The 17665-nt window shown below is 62.9% G+C and carries 19 protein-coding genes; 18 read left to right on the top strand and 1 reads right to left on the bottom strand.

Translation table 11 applies throughout. From position 1 onward, the window contains the following. Positions 1–28: 28 nt before the first annotated feature. The 18 genes from OZY47_RS04595 to OZY47_RS04510 all read left to right on the top strand — a co-directional run bounded on the left by OZY47_RS04595 (position 29) and on the right by OZY47_RS04510 (position 16400). Positions 29–1018, top strand: a complete 990-nt coding sequence (locus tag OZY47_RS04595) for a phosphatidate cytidylyltransferase (protein WP_277177184.1) — start codon at positions 29–31, stop codon at positions 1016–1018. 152 nt (positions 1019–1170) lie between these two features. Continuing rightward, the gene (gene rlmN / locus OZY47_RS04590) at positions 1171–2382 is read left to right on the top strand and encodes a 23S rRNA (adenine(2503)-C(2))-methyltransferase RlmN (RefSeq protein ID WP_277177183.1); all 1212 of its coding nucleotides are present in this window, start codon (positions 1171–1173) and stop codon (positions 2380–2382) included. 219 nt (positions 2383–2601) lie between these two features. Beyond that, the gene (gene hisF / locus OZY47_RS04585; protein ID WP_277177181.1) at positions 2602–3372 is read left to right on the top strand and encodes an imidazole glycerol phosphate synthase subunit HisF; all 771 of its coding nucleotides are present in this window, start codon (positions 2602–2604) and stop codon (positions 3370–3372) included. Positions 3373–3483: 111 nt separating this feature from the next. Then, on the top strand, positions 3484–3909 hold the full coding sequence (gene hisI, locus OZY47_RS04580; RefSeq protein ID WP_277177180.1) for a phosphoribosyl-AMP cyclohydrolase: 426 nt from the start codon (positions 3484–3486) through the stop codon (positions 3907–3909). Beyond that, complete coding sequence (locus OZY47_RS04575; RefSeq protein ID WP_277179159.1) at positions 3890–5446, top strand: anthranilate synthase component I; 1557 nt, start codon at positions 3890–3892, stop codon at positions 5444–5446. Before hisI ends, OZY47_RS04575 begins: the two co-directional genes overlap by 20 nt. A 258-nt stretch (positions 5447–5704) precedes the next feature. Continuing rightward, the gene (gene trpB, locus OZY47_RS04570; RefSeq protein ID WP_277177179.1) at positions 5705–7813 is read left to right on the top strand and encodes a tryptophan synthase subunit beta; all 2109 of its coding nucleotides are present in this window, start codon (positions 5705–5707) and stop codon (positions 7811–7813) included. A gap of 1 nt (position 7814) precedes the next feature. Beyond that, complete coding sequence (gene trpA, locus OZY47_RS04565; RefSeq protein ID WP_277177178.1) at positions 7815–8693, top strand: tryptophan synthase subunit alpha; 879 nt, start codon at positions 7815–7817, stop codon at positions 8691–8693. Positions 8694–8852: 159 nt separating this feature from the next. Then, positions 8853–9842 (top strand): prolipoprotein diacylglyceryl transferase, encoded by a 990-nt coding sequence (lgt, locus tag OZY47_RS04560; RefSeq protein WP_277177177.1) that lies wholly within the window; start codon positions 8853–8855, stop codon positions 9840–9842. A 108-nt stretch (positions 9843–9950) separates the two neighbouring features. Further along, positions 9951–10616, top strand: coding sequence for a ribulose-phosphate 3-epimerase (rpe, locus tag OZY47_RS04555; RefSeq protein WP_277177176.1), 666 nt, complete (start codon positions 9951–9953; stop codon positions 10614–10616). A gap of 129 nt (positions 10617–10745) precedes the next feature. Continuing rightward, the gene (locus OZY47_RS04550) at positions 10746–11009 is read left to right on the top strand and encodes a phosphoribosyl-ATP diphosphatase (protein ID WP_277177175.1); all 264 of its coding nucleotides are present in this window, start codon (positions 10746–10748) and stop codon (positions 11007–11009) included. Positions 11010–11032: 23 nt separating this feature from the next. Further along, entirely contained in the window at positions 11033–11884 is an 852-nt protein-coding gene (gene hisG, locus OZY47_RS04545; RefSeq protein ID WP_277177174.1) for an ATP phosphoribosyltransferase, read from the top strand. A gap of 15 nt (positions 11885–11899) precedes the next feature. Then, on the top strand, positions 11900–12532 hold the full coding sequence (locus tag OZY47_RS04540; protein ID WP_277177173.1) for a CDP-alcohol phosphatidyltransferase family protein: 633 nt from the start codon (positions 11900–11902) through the stop codon (positions 12530–12532). A gap of 6 nt (positions 12533–12538) precedes the next feature. Further along, positions 12539–13528 carry a DUF881 domain-containing protein gene (locus OZY47_RS04535; RefSeq protein ID WP_277177172.1) on the top strand — a complete coding sequence of 330 codons (990 nt, stop codon included), beginning with the start codon at positions 12539–12541 and terminating at the stop codon, positions 13526–13528. Next, positions 13528–13860: a small basic family protein gene (locus tag OZY47_RS04530; protein ID WP_277177171.1), complete on the top strand. Its 333-nt coding sequence runs from the start codon at positions 13528–13530 to the stop codon at positions 13858–13860. Before OZY47_RS04535 ends, OZY47_RS04530 begins: the two co-directional genes overlap by 1 nt. 6 nt (positions 13861–13866) lie before the next feature. Further along, entirely contained in the window at positions 13867–14682 is an 816-nt protein-coding gene (locus OZY47_RS04525; RefSeq protein WP_277177170.1) for a DUF881 domain-containing protein, read from the top strand. A 4-nt stretch (positions 14683–14686) separates the two neighbouring features. Continuing rightward, a complete protein-coding gene (locus OZY47_RS04520; RefSeq protein WP_277177169.1) occupies positions 14687–15124 on the top strand; it encodes an FHA domain-containing protein in 438 nt (145 codons plus the stop codon). 201 nt (positions 15125–15325) lie between these two features. Continuing rightward, entirely contained in the window at positions 15326–15904 is a 579-nt protein-coding gene (locus OZY47_RS04515) for a MerR family transcriptional regulator (protein WP_277179157.1), read from the top strand. Between the two features lie 121 nt (positions 15905–16025). Then, the gene (locus OZY47_RS04510; RefSeq protein ID WP_277177168.1) at positions 16026–16400 is read left to right on the top strand and encodes a hypothetical protein; all 375 of its coding nucleotides are present in this window, start codon (positions 16026–16028) and stop codon (positions 16398–16400) included. Between the two features lie 495 nt (positions 16401–16895). Here OZY47_RS04510 and OZY47_RS04505 read toward each other — a convergent pair whose 3' ends face one another. Next, a complete protein-coding gene (locus tag OZY47_RS04505) occupies positions 16896–17600 on the bottom strand; it encodes an HAD hydrolase-like protein (protein ID WP_277177167.1) in 705 nt (234 codons plus the stop codon). Positions 17601–17665: the final 65 nt, after the last annotated feature.

The following is a 17665-nucleotide window of genomic DNA, read 5'->3' as shown; positions in this document are numbered from 1 at the left end:
CAGCGGAAACAGCGCGAAAGACGGGACGATGACACAGCACAACCAAGGTGAGGCGCTCGGCGAGGCCGAGACCGCGATTGACGACATCAACAAGAAGACCGGGCGCAACATGCCCCAGGCGGTGGCGACCGCGGTCCTGCTGATAGCCATCATCGTGGCCTGCCTGCTGGTGAGGATCGACCTCTATATCCTGCTCATCGTCGTCTTCCTCACGCTGGCGCTGATCGAGCTTCGCGTCGACTTCGCCACGGTCGGCCTGCACATACCGGCCGTCACGCTCGTGCTGTGCTGCGCCGGCACGCTGCTGGGCGTCTACTACGCGCCCAACCACGTCATGGCCGGGGCTGTGGGCGTGGCCGTCTCGCTGGTGGCCGTGGCCATCATGGGCAGCCTGCGCCATCAGGTCGGCGATCGCCTGGCCACCGCCGTCGAGGGTAAGAAAACCGCCGCCGGTGTGCAGTCCGGTGCTGGGGATGGGGCCAAGTCCGACAAGGCCTCGCAGCCCGAGACCAGCATCGGCAACGTGGCGGTCTCGATGTTCATCGTCCTCTATATCTTGGTGCTCGCCAGCTGCATCATCCTGCCCGAGACGTTCAACGGCCATCCCGTCGCGCATGCCATCATGGTCATCTTCCTGCCGGCGCTCTCCGACACGGGCGGCCTCTTCGCGGGCGCATGGCTCGGCAAACACAAGCTCTCGCCGCGCATCTCGCCGAAGAAATCCGTCGAGGGCCTGATCGGCTCCATCCTCTTCGCCATGGTCGGCGCGTTCGTCATCTTCGCGATCACCTACCCGGGCCTGTGGGCCAGCCGCTGGTGGGTGCCGGTGGTCATGGGCGTGATGGTCGGCGTCGTCGGCACGTTCGGCGACCTGTGCGCCTCCATGCTCAAGCGTGACATGGGCATCAAAGACATGGGCCACCTGCTCAAGGGCCACGGCGGCGTGATGGACCGCGTCGATTCGATCCTGCTGTGCGCCCCGTTCTTCACGCTCTTGCTCTGGGCCACCGGCATGTGAGCGATAGGTTTTACATCTTCGTGGTTGGTAACGATTCGGCTTTGGGCCGTTGACCGTACTTGAATATTATGGTCGTGAATCGCCAATATTGGTTTTGATATTGATGACGATTGTTAACGTGCTTATTTGAATAATGATTGGTGATATTCACAATGACTGACGCACAACCGCAAACCGCCTCCGCGCCCACGCAAACCACTCGTGACGACGCCCCCGAATCGGGCATCACCCAGGGCGGCAAATCCGGCGCGTTCCGCGACGTGCTCGCCAAGAACCACGCCCGTCGCGGCAAGCCGCCGCTGCATTTCGCCGACATGAGCGAGGACCAGCGCATCGAGACCGCCAAGGCGCTCGGCATGCCCAAGTTCCGCGTCAAGCAGCTCGCCAACCACTATTTCGCGCATTTCGACACCGATGTCGAATCGTTCACCGACTTTCCGGAGGCCATGCGCGGCAAGGCCAAGGAAGCGTTCTTCCCAACGCTCATCACCGAAGTGACCCATCAGGTCGCCGACGACGGCATGACGGTCAAGACCCTCTGGGAGCTTTTTGACGGCTCGCATATCGAGTCCGTGCTCATGCGCTACCCGAACCGCGCCACGCTCTGCATATCCAGCCAGGTCGGCTGCGGCATGGGCTGCCCCTTCTGCGCCACCGGGCAGCTGGGCCTGACCCGCAACCTCTCCACCGCCGAGATTCTGGAGCAGGTGCGCGTCGCCGCGAAAGCCATGGAGGAAGGCAGGATGGCCGGAGGGCCGGGCCGTCTGAGCAACGTTGTGTTCATGGGCGAGGGCGAGCCGATGGGCAACTACAAGTCCGTGCTCTCCGCCGTCCGCCAGATCAGTGCCATGCCTCCCGAGGGCTTCGGCATCTCCGCGCGCAACATCACCGTCTCCACCGTCGGCGTGGTGCCGGGCATCAAGAAACTGACCGCCGAGGGCATCCCGGTGCGCCTGGCCGTCTCGCTGCACGCGCCCAACGACGAGCTGCGCGACGAGCTGGTGCCGATGAACAAACGCTTCAATTCCGAGCAGGTCCTTGACGCCGCCCACGACTATTATCTGGCCTCGCACCGCCGCGTGAGCATCGAATACGCCCTCATGCGCGGCATCAACGACCAGGCCGAGCATGCCCGCCAGCTGGCCCACCGCCTCAACCGCTACGGCAGCGACTGGGTGCACGTCAACCCCATCCCGTTGAACCCCATCGAGGGCTCGAAATGGACCGCCTCCGAGCCCGAGGACGAGCGGCGTTTCCTGGAGATCCTGCACAGCGCCGGCATCACCGCCACCCTTCGCGACACCCGCGGCTCCGACATCGACGGCGCCTGCGGCCAGCTCGCGGCCAAGGCCATCAAAGGCTGAAACGCTTCTCGCGCGAGTTTAGCGTAATGTCGTACTCGAGGTATCTGAGGGAGTCCCAGATACCTCTTTCGCTATGTTTGCCCAGTTTCGTATATCGATATTCACCGCCTATCGCGCTTGCCAAATGAGACGGGAAGCCACGCCAATCCTCATTCCGGTTAGTCTTGGAACAATAATCAACGGCTGAAAGGCTGCCCTCACAAGGCTTGGAGGCGAGCAATGGCATTGGCGGTTCGGGTCATCCCGTGTCTGGACGTGGACGACGGGCGCGTGGTCAAGGGCGTGCATTTCGAGAACCTCAAGGACGCCGGCGACCCCGTGGAGCTCGCGGCCCGCTACTACGCCGAGGGCGCCGACGAGCTCACCTTCCTCGACGTCACCGCCTCAAGCGGCCACCGCCGCACCATGATGGACGTCGTCACCCGCACCGCCGGACAGCTCTTCATCCCGCTGACCGTTGGCGGGGGAGTCCGCACCGCCGACGACGTGGACGCGTTGCTGCGTTCTGGCGCCGACAAGGTGAGCGTCAACACCGCCGCCATCAACGACCCCACGCTGATCAGCAAGGTCGCCAAGCGCTTCGGCAACCAGGTGCTCGTCCTCTCTGTCGACGCGCGGCGCGAACGTGGGGAGCAGCACACCAAGTCCGGCTACGAGGTCACCACGATGGGCGGCCGTCATTCCACGGGCATCGACGCGCTGTGGTGGGTGAAACGCGCCGAGCAGCTGGGCGTCGGCGAGATCCTGCTCAACTCCATGGACGCCGATGGCACCGGCGACGGCTTTGATCTTGAGATGATTCGCGCGGTGCGTGGCATCGTCGATTTGCCGTTGATCGCCAGTGGCGGGGCCGGGAAGCTTGAGGATTTCCCGCCGGCCATCGAGGCCGGTGCCGACGCGGTGCTCGCCGCCTCGGTCTTTCATTTCGGCAAGCTCACGATCAGCCAGGTCAAAGAGACCATGCGCGCCCACGGCATAACGGTTCGATAGTCCTGGCGTCCCCCCGCCGCGTTTCGGCATGCGGAATGATGCCTGTTTTAAAGCCGTTTCTCGGCTAGGCTGGCCTGCAAAGACTTTTAATCACAAGGGGATAGACAAGGCATGGCACAAGACGAGACGCAATACGACAACACGGTCTCCCTCGATCCCCGCATTGCCGCACGGCTCAAGCGCGACGCCAAAGGCCTCGTGGCCGCCGTCATCCAGCAATATGATTCCGGCCAGGTGCTGATGGTCGGCTACATGAACGACGAGGCGTTGCGGCGCACCCTGAGCACCGGCCGCGTCACATTCTGGTCGCGTTCCCGGCAGGAGTATTGGCGCAAAGGCGACACCTCCGGCCACGTGCAATATGTGAAGGCGCTTTCGATCGATTGCGACGGCGACGCGCTGCTCGTCGAGGTGGACCAGGTGGGGGCCGCGTGCCACACCGGTGCCCGTTCATGCTTCGAGGCCGGCGGCCAGATTCCGGTGGTCGTGGGCCACAGAAAACCAGAGGAGGTTGATGATGGAAACAGCAAGCGTTGAGCACCTCGAGTGGGGCGGCACCTGGCCGAGCCGCGAGCAATTCCATCATCTCGCCGAAGAGGGCTATCGCGTGGTGCCCGTCGTGCGTCGCCTTCTGGCGGATTCGCTCACTCCGGTAGGCCTTTACGAACGCCTGGCCCAGGGTCGGAGCGGTACCTTCATCCTCGAATCGGCGGAATATGGCGGCCAGTGGAGCCGTTACAGCTTCATCGGCGTCAATGCCATGGCGCAGTTACGCTCCAACGGTGGCCAGGCGGATTGGCTCGGCCAGGTGCCCGCGGGCGTGCCGCGCGAGGGCGACGCGATTGAAGTTGCCCGCCGTGCCCTTGAGGTGCTCAAGGCGCCCAAGGTCGAAGGCCTGCCGAGCCTCACCAGCGGTCTCGTCGGCTCCGTGGGCTGGGACTCCCTGCGCCATTGGGAGCCGAAGCTTCGCGGCAACGCGCCTGATGAGACGGGGCAGCCCGAGATGGTGCTGGCCCTGGCCACCGACATCGCCGTGGTCGACCACGTCAACGGATCAGTATGGCTCATCGCCAACGCCGTGAACGTCGACGACAAGCCGACCCGCGAGAGCGAGGCCTACGACGCCGCGATATCAAGGCTTGAGAAGATGCAGCGTGCCGCGGCCACGCCGGTGGCGGGGGAGTCGCGCGTCAATGTCCTCGATTCGAACCGGTCCCAGCCTGAGCTGCGCTTCCGCACCCCGAAAGGCGAATACGAGCATGCGGTCGAGGAGGCCAAGCGTCATATCGTCGACGGCGACGCCTTCCAGATCGTCGTCTCGCAGCGCCTCGAGGTCGATTCGCCGGCCGACCCCTTCGACGTCTACCGCGTCCTGCGCACGCTCAACCCGAGCCCCTACATGTATTTCTTCGCCCTCACCGACCCGCAGGGCCGTCTCTTCAACGTCATCGGCTCAAGCCCCGAGACGCTGATCAAGGTGGAGGACGGCCACGCGATGACCTTCCCGATCGCCGGATCACGCCCGCGCGGCGCCACCCCCGAGGAGGACGAGAGCCTGGCCAAGGAGCTGCTTGCCGACCCCAAGGAACGCAGCGAGCACATCATGCTGGTCGACCTCTCGCGCAACGACCTGAGTCGTGTCTGCAAACCCGAGACGGTGGCCGTGGTCTCGCTGATGGACATCAAGCGTTTCAGCCATATCATGCACATCTGCTCGACGGTCACCGGCCAGGTCGACCCGGAGCTCAGCACCTTCGACGTCTTCACCTCGGCGTTCCCGGCAGGCACGTTGTCGGGCGCCCCGAAGCCCCGCGCCATCGAGATCATCGACGAGCTGGAGCCGGCCGACCGCGGCATCTACGGCGGCACCGTCGGCTACTTCGACTTCTCCGGCAACATGGACATGGCCATCACCATCCGCACCGCCTTCCTGCGCGACCACAAGGCCTACGTGCAGGCCGGCGCGGGCATCGTGCTCGATTCCGTGCCCGCCAACGAGTGGCAGGAGACCCGCAACAAGGCCGCGGCGAGCGTCGAGGCTGTCCAGATTGCGGCCCAGCTACGCGGCGTGTGAGCCTCCTCGCTACACTACGAAGTATCCGTCTCGCCCATCCTTTCATATCTTGGATAGACCATAACGGATGATTGTTTTTATATCGGAAATCAGGTGAAGGAGGCAAACTCGACCGAAGACGGCAAGGCAAGATAACCAGTTCAACAACCACAGGAAAACAACAAGACGATTACCTGCCGAAAGCGGGGATTCCGGGGTCAAAGCAGTGGCGTGACCCGAGGGGATTCCGGCGTATAGCGGCGGATAACGGAGGCAAAAATGTCGGTACTCGACGAACTGGTGGCGGGAGCCACCGAAGACATGCAACAACGCGAGCGATTGGTGTCGCTCAAGCAACTGCAGCGGATGGCGCAGGACGCGCCCCAGGCCATCGACGCCACGCGATGGCTCCGTTCGTCGGACGGCATACCCGTCATCGCCGAGATCAAGCGCGCCTCGCCCTCCAAGGGTCATCTGGCCGACATCGACGACCCGGCCGCCCTCGCCCGCGAATACGAGCGTGGGGGAGCCAACGCCATCTCCGTGCTGACGGAGGGACGTTGCTTCCTGGGCTCGCTCGATGACTTCGACAAGGTGCGTGCCGCGGTCCACATCCCGCTGTTGCGCAAGGATTTCGTGGTCGACGAATACCAGGTCTGGGAGTCCCGGGTCCACGGCGCCGACATCATCCTGCTGATCGTCGCCGCGCTTGACGACGACAAGCTGGCCTCGTTGTTGAATCTGGCGACCCATCTTGGCATGACCACTTTGGTCGAGACCCACAGCCGCGAGGAGATCGACCGCGCCGTGAAGGCCGGAGCGAAGGTCATCGGCATCAACGCCCGGAACCTGAAGGACCTCAAGGTCGACGTGAGCAGGTACGCCGAATTGGCGAAGGATCTGCCCGACGACGTCATCAAGGTGGCCGAGTCCGGAGTCTTCGGTTCCGTCGAATTGAACGATTACGCCGAGGCCGGCGCGGATGCCGTGCTGGTCGGTGAGGGCGTCGCCACCGCGAGCGACCACGCACAGGTCGTGCACCGTCTGGTCGTGGAGGGTGAGCGCTTCAAGGCCTCCAGCACCCTGCCGTTGAGTGAGCACCAAGGGCCGTATTTCGGCCGTTTCGGTGGCCGCTATGTGCCCGAGGCGCTGATCGGCGCGTTGGACGAGCTGAACGACATCTACACCAAGGCCAAGGCCGATCCGGAATTCCAAAACGAGTTCGCCACGTTGAGCCGTGAATATGTCGGTCGTCCCTCGCCGCTCACCGAAGCGCCGCGCTTCGCCCAACGGTTGAACGAGCGCACCGGCCTCAATGCCCGTGTGTTCCTCAAACGTGAGGACCTGAACCACACCGGCGCCCACAAGATCAACAACGCGCTGGGCCAGGCACTACTGGTCAAGCGCATGGGCAAGAAGCGCGTCATCGCCGAGACCGGAGCCGGGCAGCACGGCGTGGCCTGCGCCACCGTCTGCGCCAAGTTCGGCCTCAAATGCCGGGTCTACATGGGCCAGATCGACGCGCGTCGCCAGGCGCTGAACGTCGCCCGCATGAGGATGCTCGGCGCCGAGGTCGTGGAGATCACGCAAGGCACCAGGATTCTGAAGGACGCCATCAACGAGGCGCTGCGCGACTGGGTCACCAATGTGGAGGACACGCACTATATGCTGGGCACGGTCGCCGGCCCGCATCCCTTCCCCTCGATGGTCCGTGATTTCCAGAAGATCATCGGCGAGGAGATCGCCCGCCAGCTGAACGAGGACTACGGCATCGACCATCCCGACGCCGTGTGCGCGTGTGTCGGCGGCGGATCCAACGCCATCGGCGCGATGAACGCGTTCCTCGACGACGACCGCGTGAACCTCTATGCTTACGAGGCGGGCGGCCACGGGCCCAAGTCCGGCCACCACGCCATCCGCCTGACCCCCGGAACCGGCCAGCTCGGCATGTTCCAAGGCGCCAAGTCCTACCTGCTGGAGAACGACGAGGGCCAGACCCTCGACACCTACTCCATCTCCGCCGGCCTCGACTACGCCTCGGTGGGCCCCGAACACGCCTGGCTCCAGGAGATCGGCCGCGTCAACTACTCGTATGCGACCGACGACGAGGCCATGGACGCCTTCAAGGACCTGTGCGAGACCGAGGGCATCATTCCCGCGCTCGAAAGCTCCCACGCCGTCGCCGGTGCCTACAAGGCCGCCGCCGACCTCAAGGCCAAGGGTTACAAGAACCCTGTCATCGTGGTCAACATCTCCGGTCGAGGAGACAAGGATGTGGCCACCGCCGGCAAGTGGTTCGGCTTCCTGACCGACGAGCAGAGCCGCGCGCTCGACGCCAACGGCGCGCCCGGCATGACCCTGGATGACGCCAAGAAGGACGGAGAGTGAAATGAGCAACACAACCACAGTGAACACGCCTTCAGGCCAGCCCCTCGGCATCAGCCACACGCCCAGCAAGACCGCGCAACGCCTCGACAAGTGCAAGGCCGAGGGCCGTCCGGCCTTCATCGGCTATCTGCCGCTCGGCTTCCCGAACCCGGAATACTCGCCACGCGCCTTCGAGACGCTGGTTAAGCACGGCGTCGACATCGTCGAGGTCGGTCTGCCCTACACCGACCCGGTGATGGATGGCCCGGTCATCCAGGCCGCGTCCCGTCTGGCGCTTGAGGCCGGCGAGCGTATCGCCGACACCTTCGAGGCCGTCGAGGCGGTGGCCAACGCCGGCGGCGTGCCGCTGTTGATGGGCTATTGGAACCTCATCTTCCATTATGGCGTCGAGCGCTTCGCCACCGACCTGGCCAATGCCGGCGGCGCGGGCATCATCACCCCCGACCTCATCCCCGACGAATCCGGCGAATGGATCGAATCCTCCGACCGCCACGGCCTCGACCGCGTCTACCTGGTCGCCCCCGACTCCACCGACGAGCGTCTGAAGGCGGTCGCCCGGAACTACCGTGGCTTCGTCTACGCGGCTAGCCGCATGGGCGTCACCGGCGAGCGCGAGTCCATCTCGGCCACACCCGAACACCTGGTCGAGCGCGTGCGCAAGGCCGGAGCCGAGCACGTGTGCGTCGGCATCGGCGTCTCCACGCCCGAGCAGGCCCGCGAGGTCGGCTCCTACGCGGACGGCGTCATCGTCGGCTCGGCCCTCGTCCACACGCTGCTCGACGAAAGCGGCGAGGCCATCTGCGACCCCGAACAAGGCCTCAAGGCGCTGGCCGCCAAGACCGAGGAACTGACCGAAGGCGTGCGCACCGCCCGCAAGTAGCCGGCAATCGCCGAAATCGTCAAATCCAAAATAGACATCCGCGGTGGTCCGCTTCTGTATTTCAGAAAGTGGACCATCGCGGATTCCTTTATACAAGCCATTTGCAAGGCGATGGCGTATGATGGCTTGCAGTTGCATATTTCCCATCAATGAGGTGCCATGTTACTGAGCTATATCCCGTCGCCGACGATCTCGCAGTTCTCCATAGGCCCGGTGACCATACGCTTCTACGCGCTGTGCATCCTCGTGGGCATCATCCTGGCCGTCTGGATCACCAACCGTCGCTGGAAGCGCTACGGCGGCGACTTCGACCAGATCCTCGACATCACCCTGTGCGCCGTGCCCGCCGGCATCATCGGCGCGCGCCTCTACCACGTGGTGACCACCCCCGAGCGCTTCTTCGGCCCGAACGGCGACCCGATGGAGATCGTGCGTATCTGGCACGGCGGGCTCGGCATCTGGGGCGGCGTGCTCCTCGGTGCGCTGGCGGCCTGGGTGTGGTGCCGCCACAAGCATTACCCGATGGCCCTATTGGCCGACGCAGTGGCCCCGGCGCTCCTGGTGGCCCAGGCGGTCGGCAGGCTCGGCAACTGGTTCAACCAGGAGCTCTACGGCGCCCCGACGAAACTTCCCTGGGGCCTCAAGCTCAACACGGTGGGCACGGCCATCGGCCACGGCGAGCAATGCTACGACGGCGCCAGCTGCCCCACAGGCACCCTCTTCCAACCCACGTTCCTCTACGAGATGATCTGGAACCTCATCGGCGCCGCGCTCATCGTCTGGATCGGCGCCAAGCTCGCGCACTGGCTCAAGGCCGGCAGCCTCTTCGCCATCTACATCATGTGGTACACGGCCGGCCGCACCTGGATCGAGGCGCTGCGCATCGACTTCGCCCACGAGTTCCTCGGCGTGCGCATCAACGTGTGGGTCTCGATGGTCGTCTTCATTCTCGGAGTCATCACCTTCGTCGTGCTGCAACGCGTCGGCGGCCACACCCCGGAGCTGGCCGAACGGCTGCGCACCCTGACCGAGGTGGAGGAGCGCGCCGAAGCCGAGCAGGAGCGCGAGCAGTCCAGGCGCAAGGCTGAATCGAAGGCCGAATCACGGTCTGTGGGAGGCTCGAACGACAAGAAACACGGGCAAAAATAGACACATGGTATCGCAAGTGTCCATCTATTCGCCTGACCTGGTGAGGCGACGCTCACAACGGCGGCGCAGGGCCCTTCAAGTCGTTCATATCGCATAAGATAGAAGGCTATGACCATTCAAATCGCACCAAGCATTCTTTCAGCCGATTTCTGCAATCTCCAACGTGACCTCGAGGCCATCAGCCATGCCGACCTCGTCCACGTCGACGTGATGGACCACCATTTCGTGCCCAACCTCACCTTGGGCGAGCCTGTGGTCAAGCGCATCTGCGAGGTGACCGACCTGCCGGTCGACGTACATCTGATGATCGAGGATCCGGACCGTTGGGCCCCGGAGTACGCCAAGCTGGGCGCCGCCTCGGTGACTTTCCATATGGGTGCCGCGCACGCCCCGGTGCGTCTGGCGCGCCAGCTGCACGAGATGGGCTGCAAGGCCTGCTTCGCCGTGCGCCCCGCCGAGCCGGTCGAGCCGATTTTCGACATCCTCGACGAGTTCGACATGATTCTCGTCATGACCGTCGAGCCCGGATTTGGCGGCCAGAAGTTCCTCGACAACCAGATGGCCAAGGTGCGCCGCCTGCGTGACGAGATCACCCGCCGCGGGCTCGGCACCCACATCCAGGTCGATGGCGGCGTGAGCTCCAAGACCGCGCATATCGTCGCCGAGGCCGGCGCCGACGTGCTCGTGGCCGGTTCCGCCGTCTATGGCGCCGAGGACCGTGCCCAGGCGATCGACGACATCCGCTCCAAGGCCGAGGCCGCCTACCGCGCCTGAACGGCTGGGAATGGCGGGGCTCGAAACACGGAGAGCCATGTGGTGTCGTCGGTGAGCCTGCGCTGTGGCGTATGCGTGACGGACGATGAGTAACGCGTAAAAAAAGAAGACAAGGAAGACGGAAGACAGATGAAGACATTCGAATCGCTCTTCAAGGAGCTTGAGGAGAAGGCCAAGACCAGACCGGCGGGCTCAAAGACCGTCGACGAGCTCGACCGAGGTACCCATTTCATCGGCAAGAAGATCACCGAGGAGGCCGGCGAGACGTGGATCGCCGCCGAATACGAGGGCGCCGACCGCACGGCCGAGGAGATGAGCCAGCTCATCTACCATCTCCAGGTCATGATGATCGACCGCGGCATCACCCTCGACGACATCTACAAGAACCTTTAGGGCAGCAAAGGAGGCAACGGCCCATGTTACGAATCGCGGTGCCCAACAAAGGCATGCTTTCAGAACCGGCGTGGAACCTGCTCGGCGAGTCGGGCTACCAGCTGCGCACCCAACCGCGCCAGCTGGTCGTCGAGGACCACGACAACGACGTGGAGCTCTTCTACCTGCGTCCGCTCGACATCGCGATTTACGTGGGCCAGGGCGCCATCGACGTCGGCATCACCGGCCGTGACATGCTGCTCAACACCACCACCGAGGCCAGCGAGGACATCCCGCTTGGTTTCGGCGCCTCCACCTTCCGCTTCGCCGCGCCCAAAGACTCGCCAATCACCAAGCTCGAGGACGTCGACGGCAAGCGCATCGCCAGCTCCTTCGACAAGCTCGTGGCCGACTACCTGGCCGCCCACGGCCTCAAGGCCGACATCACCCACCTGGACGGCGCCGTCGAATCGTCGGTGCAGCTCGGGGTGGCCGATCTCATCGCCGACGTCGTCTCCACCGGCACCACGCTGCGCAACGCGGGCCTGCGGACTTTCGGCGAGCCGCTGCTGCACTCCGAGGCTGTGCTCATCCGTTCGCCCCACATCGCCGAGGACGACAAGCGGCTCATCACCTTCCGACGAAGGCTCGAAGGCGTGCTCACCGCCCGCCGCTACGTGATGATGGACTACGACGTGCCCATCGCCAAGGTCTCCGCCGCCGTCAACATCGCCGGAGGGCTCGAAAGCCCGACCATCTCGCCGCTGCATGACCACGAGTGGTGCGCCGTGCGCGTGATGGTGCCCCGCAGCGAGGTCAACCAGATCATGGATCGTCTCTACGACGTCGGAGCCCGGGCCATCATCGTCACCGCCCTGCAGGCCTCGAGAATCTGAGGCAGCCGTACACCAATGAGAATCCCCAGAATACCAAGCCGATACAGCCCCGACGCCAGGGACATCTACTTCACCGTCCCCAACCTCATCAGCCTGCTGCGCATCGTTTCCATACCCTTCATCGCGATGTTCACCGCCGAGCGCAAGATGATCCCGGCGCTTATCGTCCTCGCCCTTTCGGCGGCCAGCGACGGGCTTGACGGCATCATCGCCAGGAAGTTCAACCAGGTCAGCAAGATCGGCCAGATCCTCGACCCGGTGGCCGACAGGCTCCTTATCTTCTGCAGTATCCTCGCCCTGGGGCTGGCGGGCATCATCCCATGGTGGATGCTCATCATCGTGGGCATCCGAGACCTGATACTGCTGGTGCTCATCGTCGTGCTCGCCCAGCACGACTACGGCCCGCTGCCCGTCCACTTCGTCGGCAAGGCCGGCACGGCGCTGCTCATGATCGCCATCACCGCGCTTATCTTCGCGGACCTGTGGCAGAACCTCTTCACCCAGATCCTGCATCTCGCGGCGTTGGCCGCCGGCATCTGGGGCATCGTGCTCTATTGGCTCGCCGGCTACATCTACATCCGCCAGGGCGTCACCCTGATCCGCCACGACCATGACGGCGACACCACCCACGACGTCGAGCGCGGGTAGCGGCCTATGGCAAGCCTTTCCGACACACCAACCCCCACCTCCTTCCCGGTCAGCCCGGACGAGACGCCCATCAGACGCAGGGCGGCCTTCTCCAAGCTCGCCCGCCAGCTCGGCACCCGCCACGCCCTGACCGAGGACGAGACCAACACGCTCGAGAACCGGCACCGCCGCAAAGTTGACGACGACAGCCTGCGCCTCATCGACGACCTCACCAACAGGCCGCTCGACCCGCTTTTCTCCGATGCGAGGCTCACCCAGCGCAAACCCCGCTCCGCCTTCACCATCTGGGCCACGCGTGTGGTCGTATTCCTGATCTGCGTGGCCGTGGGCCTTTCCGGCAGCGTCTTCGTGCGCCAGCTCAACACCGACCCGCGCAAGCAGGTGCGCAAAAGCCTCATCGCCGAGCTCCAGCAGCAGAACACCGAGCTCAACAAGCTGAGCTCCCAAGTCACCGACCTGCACTCCCAGGTCACCAAACGCTCCGACTCCATGCCCTCCACGGCGCTCGACCCCACGCTGGCCAACGACGAGATGGTCAACGGCGTGCTCAAGGTCAAGGGCCCCGGCGTGGTCATCACCATGGCCGACCCCATCGCCACCAACGGCCAGAAGAACTCGGGCGCCACCCCGCGGGAGACCAACGGCGAGCACATCCGCGTGGTCACCGACGCCGACATCCAGACCATGGTCTCCCTGTTATGGAGCCTCAAGGCCGAGGCGATCTCGGTCAACGGATACCGCATCGGCGCCTCAACCTCGGTGCGCACCGCGGGGCAGACCATCCTCATCGGCGTCAACCAGGTGTCAAGCCCGTATAAGATAGAGGCGATAGGGGATCGTAGGGCATTGTCGAACGGGCTGAGCAAACGCGCGCAACCGGAGCTATACAGCCAGTTCGAGCAGATGGGCATCCATCCGCAGGTCTCGACGTCCTCCTCGTTGACATTGGACGCCGCCGAGACCACGAATCTCACGCAAGCGAAAAGGAGCAAGTGATGGCAGCTGTTTTGGGCCTCATCATAGGCGTGATCATCGGCATCTTCGTCAAACCGGACATCCCGATCATGCTGCAGCCTTACCTGCCGATCATGGTGGTGGCCGCGCTCGATGCCCTGCTCGGGGCCGCGCGCTCGTACTTCGAACGCTCGTTCTCCGACAAGGTCTTCGTCATCTCCTTCATCTCCAACGTGCTCACCGCCACGCTCCTGGTGCTGCTCGGCAACCAGCTCGGCGTCGGCTCCCAGCTGCAGACCGCCGTCATCGTCGTGCTCGGCATCCGCATCTTCTCCAACGTTTCGGCGATTCGTCGCTTCATCTTCAAGGGCTGATCGCTGATGGCGAAAAACAAGACGACAAGGGATCTGGTCAGCAAACTGCACGTCCAGCACGCGCAGGACGAGCGCAACGACAGCACCGACACGGGCTCGTTCCCGGTGGTGCGGCGCAAGCCCAACCTGCGCGCCAACGGCAAGCTGACCAGGCTCATGACGAGCATTCTGATCGTCGTGCTGTGCGCGCTGCTCGGCTTCGGCTACGCCATCCAGCTCAACAACAAATCCTCCACCTACGAGACGATGAGCGAGGAGGAGCTCACCCGTCTGATCAGCGAGACCAGCACCCAGGTGCAGAACCTCCAGCAGCGCAAGGCCGAGCTCACCGGCCAGCTCAACTCCCTGAAGGCCGCGGCCAACAAGCAGCAGGAGGCCGAGCGCATCGCCAAGGAGAACGAGGAGACCAGCGGCATCCTCTCCGGGCGTCTGCCGGCCACCGGCAAGGGCGTGGTCATCACCATCTCCGAGGGCTCGAAGGACCGCATCGACGCCTCCACGATGTTCCAGCTGCTTGAGGAGCTGCGCAATGCCGGCGTGGAGGTCATGGAGCTCAACGACGTGCGCATCATCACCTCGTCCTACGTCTTCGACACGAAGACCGGCCTCGATTGCGACGGCACGAAGATTCACGCGCCCTACACGTTGAAGGCGATCGGCGACCCGCAAAACCTGCAGAACGCCGTCAACATCGCCGGCGGCGTGGGCTCGCGCCTCAAGGTCAAGTTCGGCGCGCAGGTCAACGTGACCCCGTCGGATAGTGTGGATATCAGTCAGACCCGGGATGTCGGCCAATATAAGTACGCGAAGACGGTAGAATAGAGCTATGACTAATCCGATTCCAAGCGCGGGGGAGACCACGATCATCGGTCTGCCCGCCGTCAATATTCCCGTGACCGCCACCGGCGACCGTCCGCTCACGCAGGACGACCTCGACACCATCACCAAGCTGAGTCCGGGCTCCGCCTTGCTCATTTCGACCAGGGGAGCGGTTTCGGGCTCAAGGTATTTGCTGGATGAGGACGAGGTGACCGTCGGGCGCGACCCGCACGCCGACATCCTGCTCGATGATTCCACCGTCTCCAGGAACCATGCGATCTTCAAGCGTATCGGCACGCTTTTCCAGGTGGAGGACGCCGGTAGCCTCAACGGCACGTACGTCAACCGGCAGCGCGTCGACAGCGCCGTGCTCAAGAACGGTGACGAGATCATGATCGGCAAGTTCCGTCTGGTGTTCTTCTCGCCGACTGGCGCCACCGCGTGAATGTAATACATTTGCTCTGATTCTGGATTCGCTAGGAGAGGGAGGCGACATATGAGCATGGACACTCGTCAACCATCGGTGTCTAGGCCAACATCTGTCCCTCCTTCTGCTGGTTCTACTGTCGCTTCCGTTTCTTCCGTTTCCTCTGTTTCTTCAGCGTCGGCATCGAAACCTCAACGCGGCGCGACAAGCGGCGGGGACCTGGTGCAGGGGGAGTTGTTCACCGAATCCTCGGATGACGACGCCACACGCGGCTATCGCGGCACCGTCGCCTCCAAGGTGGCCGGCATCACCTACCGCCAGCTCGATTACTGGGCCCGCAAGCAGATCGTCGTCCCGTCCATCACGCCGTCGCATGGCTCTGGCTCGCGCCGTCTGTATTCGTTCAAGGACGTGCTGATCTTGGCCGTCTCGAAGAAGCTGCTGGACACGGGCGTCAATCTGCAGAACGTCACCGCCGCCATCGGCTTCCTCTCGCGCCACCGCACCAGCGAGCTCGAGCATATGACCATCATCTGCGACGGCCAGGATGTCAGGGAATGCGAGAACGGCGATGAGGTGCTGAGGCTGATCGACCAGGGCACGGCGGTGTTCGCGGTCTCGGTGGGGAAGTTGTGGCATCGCGTCGAGTCCCAGCTTGAGCAGGAAAAGCACGTGGACCTCACGCCCGCCGATTCCTCCGCCATGGCGTCGCCCTTGCCGCCCATCGATGACATCGCCGCCGAGCGCATGCGCCAGAAGCTCGAGACCCAGCATCGTGAGCGCGCCTTGCAGCATTGATGATGGTTTCGAACATTTGTTTGCAGCAAATTATAGTTCTTGTTATTAGTTTATTTATTGGCTAGATTCTAGGATTTAGAGACATCAACCGACATCGACACAACGCAAAGGAATCGAACACATGGCCGCTATACTTCCCGGATTCCTCTGGGTGTTCGCCTTGTTGTGGGCGCTGGGAATCTGCGCGATCTGCCTGGTGAATGGAGCCTTGCGCAAGAAGGACGACCATCGCCAGGTCGAGACGGTGCAATGGTCGGTCATCGCCATGCAGATCGTCTCGATGTTCATGTGCTGTGCGCCCTACGGCATCTACAAGCTGCTATACGACCAAATCCAAGGCGCGGCCCGTCACGTCTACGCCATGTTGGGCATCCCGTCCGCCGTCGTTCTAGGCGTCTTTTTCGTGGCCGAGCTGGTCCTGATGTATCTGCAGGCCAATCGTGCCCAGCGCGACATCATCGACGACGTCCTCACCAAGCGTCACCACGCAAAATAGAATTAGCGGCGCTGTAAGCAGCTCCGTGGACGAATGCGTTTATGCAGGTAGTCTACGAAACGTTATGCCAAGATTCCTGAACATTATCATCAGTAGGGGCGTCTCCACGTTATGTAAGCAAGCTTGTTTGGTACATAACGTGGAGACGTTATGTACAGATTCCTATGCATTAACATCAGTAGGGGCGTCGCTACGTTATGTAAGCCAAGCGCAGCTTGGGTATATAACGTAGCGACGTTATGTCGAGATTTCTTCGAAATCTGACATAACGTACATTATCGGGATTTGGCCAGTTAGGTCAGGAGTTTGGTGCCGCTGATATTAGTTATTTCCTGCAGCTGCGCTTACTGCTGGGTTGCCTCAGCTATTTTACAGTCACGTTTATAGTTTTTCTGTTGTTGACTGTTGACTTATTCGCATTGTCTGTCATCGTCGACAAAGTGTCACTGAACATTCCAGCGCTCGCCAGTTAACATCAGCCCGCATTTCCGTCACTTACCGCCGCAAAAAATACTCCTCAACAGCATCAGCCAGCTCATCGACGTGATCGATAACCCGGTACACACCGTGTTCCTGCAGCTCGCCAGGCTCTGCGTAGCCCCAGCCGCAGCCCAGGCAATCGAGTCCGGCGGCTTTGGCGCCATCGGCGTCGGTCCAGCGGTCACCGACCATCAAAGCCTGGTCGCCATGCGCCTTGCTGAATCCAAGCTCGTCGAAGCCGTGCAGGATGACCTGTTCCTTGCTTTTGACCTTGCCGTCGCGGCTGGCGCCAAAAACGTCGTCCAAGACCGGGCTGAGGCCGAAATGCTCGCAGACCGGAATGGCCTGATATTCGGGCTTGCAGCTGGCCACGGAGAGCCTGTAGCCGGCGTCGTGTAGCTTCTGGAGCTCGTCCATGATGCCCGGATACAGCGTGCTGCAGTATTTTCCGGGCACTTTGTGTCCAGGGTTATTCGGGTCATCGAAAACCGCCAGATCGCCATAATAATCCCTGAACGCCTTCACGCCGACGGCGACCAGTTCCTCGGGCACGTCGTTGCGCCTGAACGATTCGGAGATCGGCGGGCCGATGAACCGACGCAGCTCGGTCTGATCCGGTACCGGTAGTTCCATGGCCTCGTAGGACTTCTTCAAGGCCGCGATGATGCCTTGCTCCGAGCGTGTGAGTGTACCGTCAAGGTCAAGTAGGACGACGTTCATGCTGTGCCGATGCTTCCTCTGGTGTTGATTGGAATATATATGATTCGTATATTTAGTATAACGAT

Source organism: Bifidobacterium sp. ESL0790, from assembly GCF_029395435.1.
Taxonomy (GTDB): domain Bacteria; phylum Actinomycetota; class Actinomycetes; order Actinomycetales; family Bifidobacteriaceae; genus Bifidobacterium.
The sequence above is the reverse complement of the archived record's forward strand: the minus strand, read 5'-3'. Positions and strand labels throughout refer to the sequence as shown.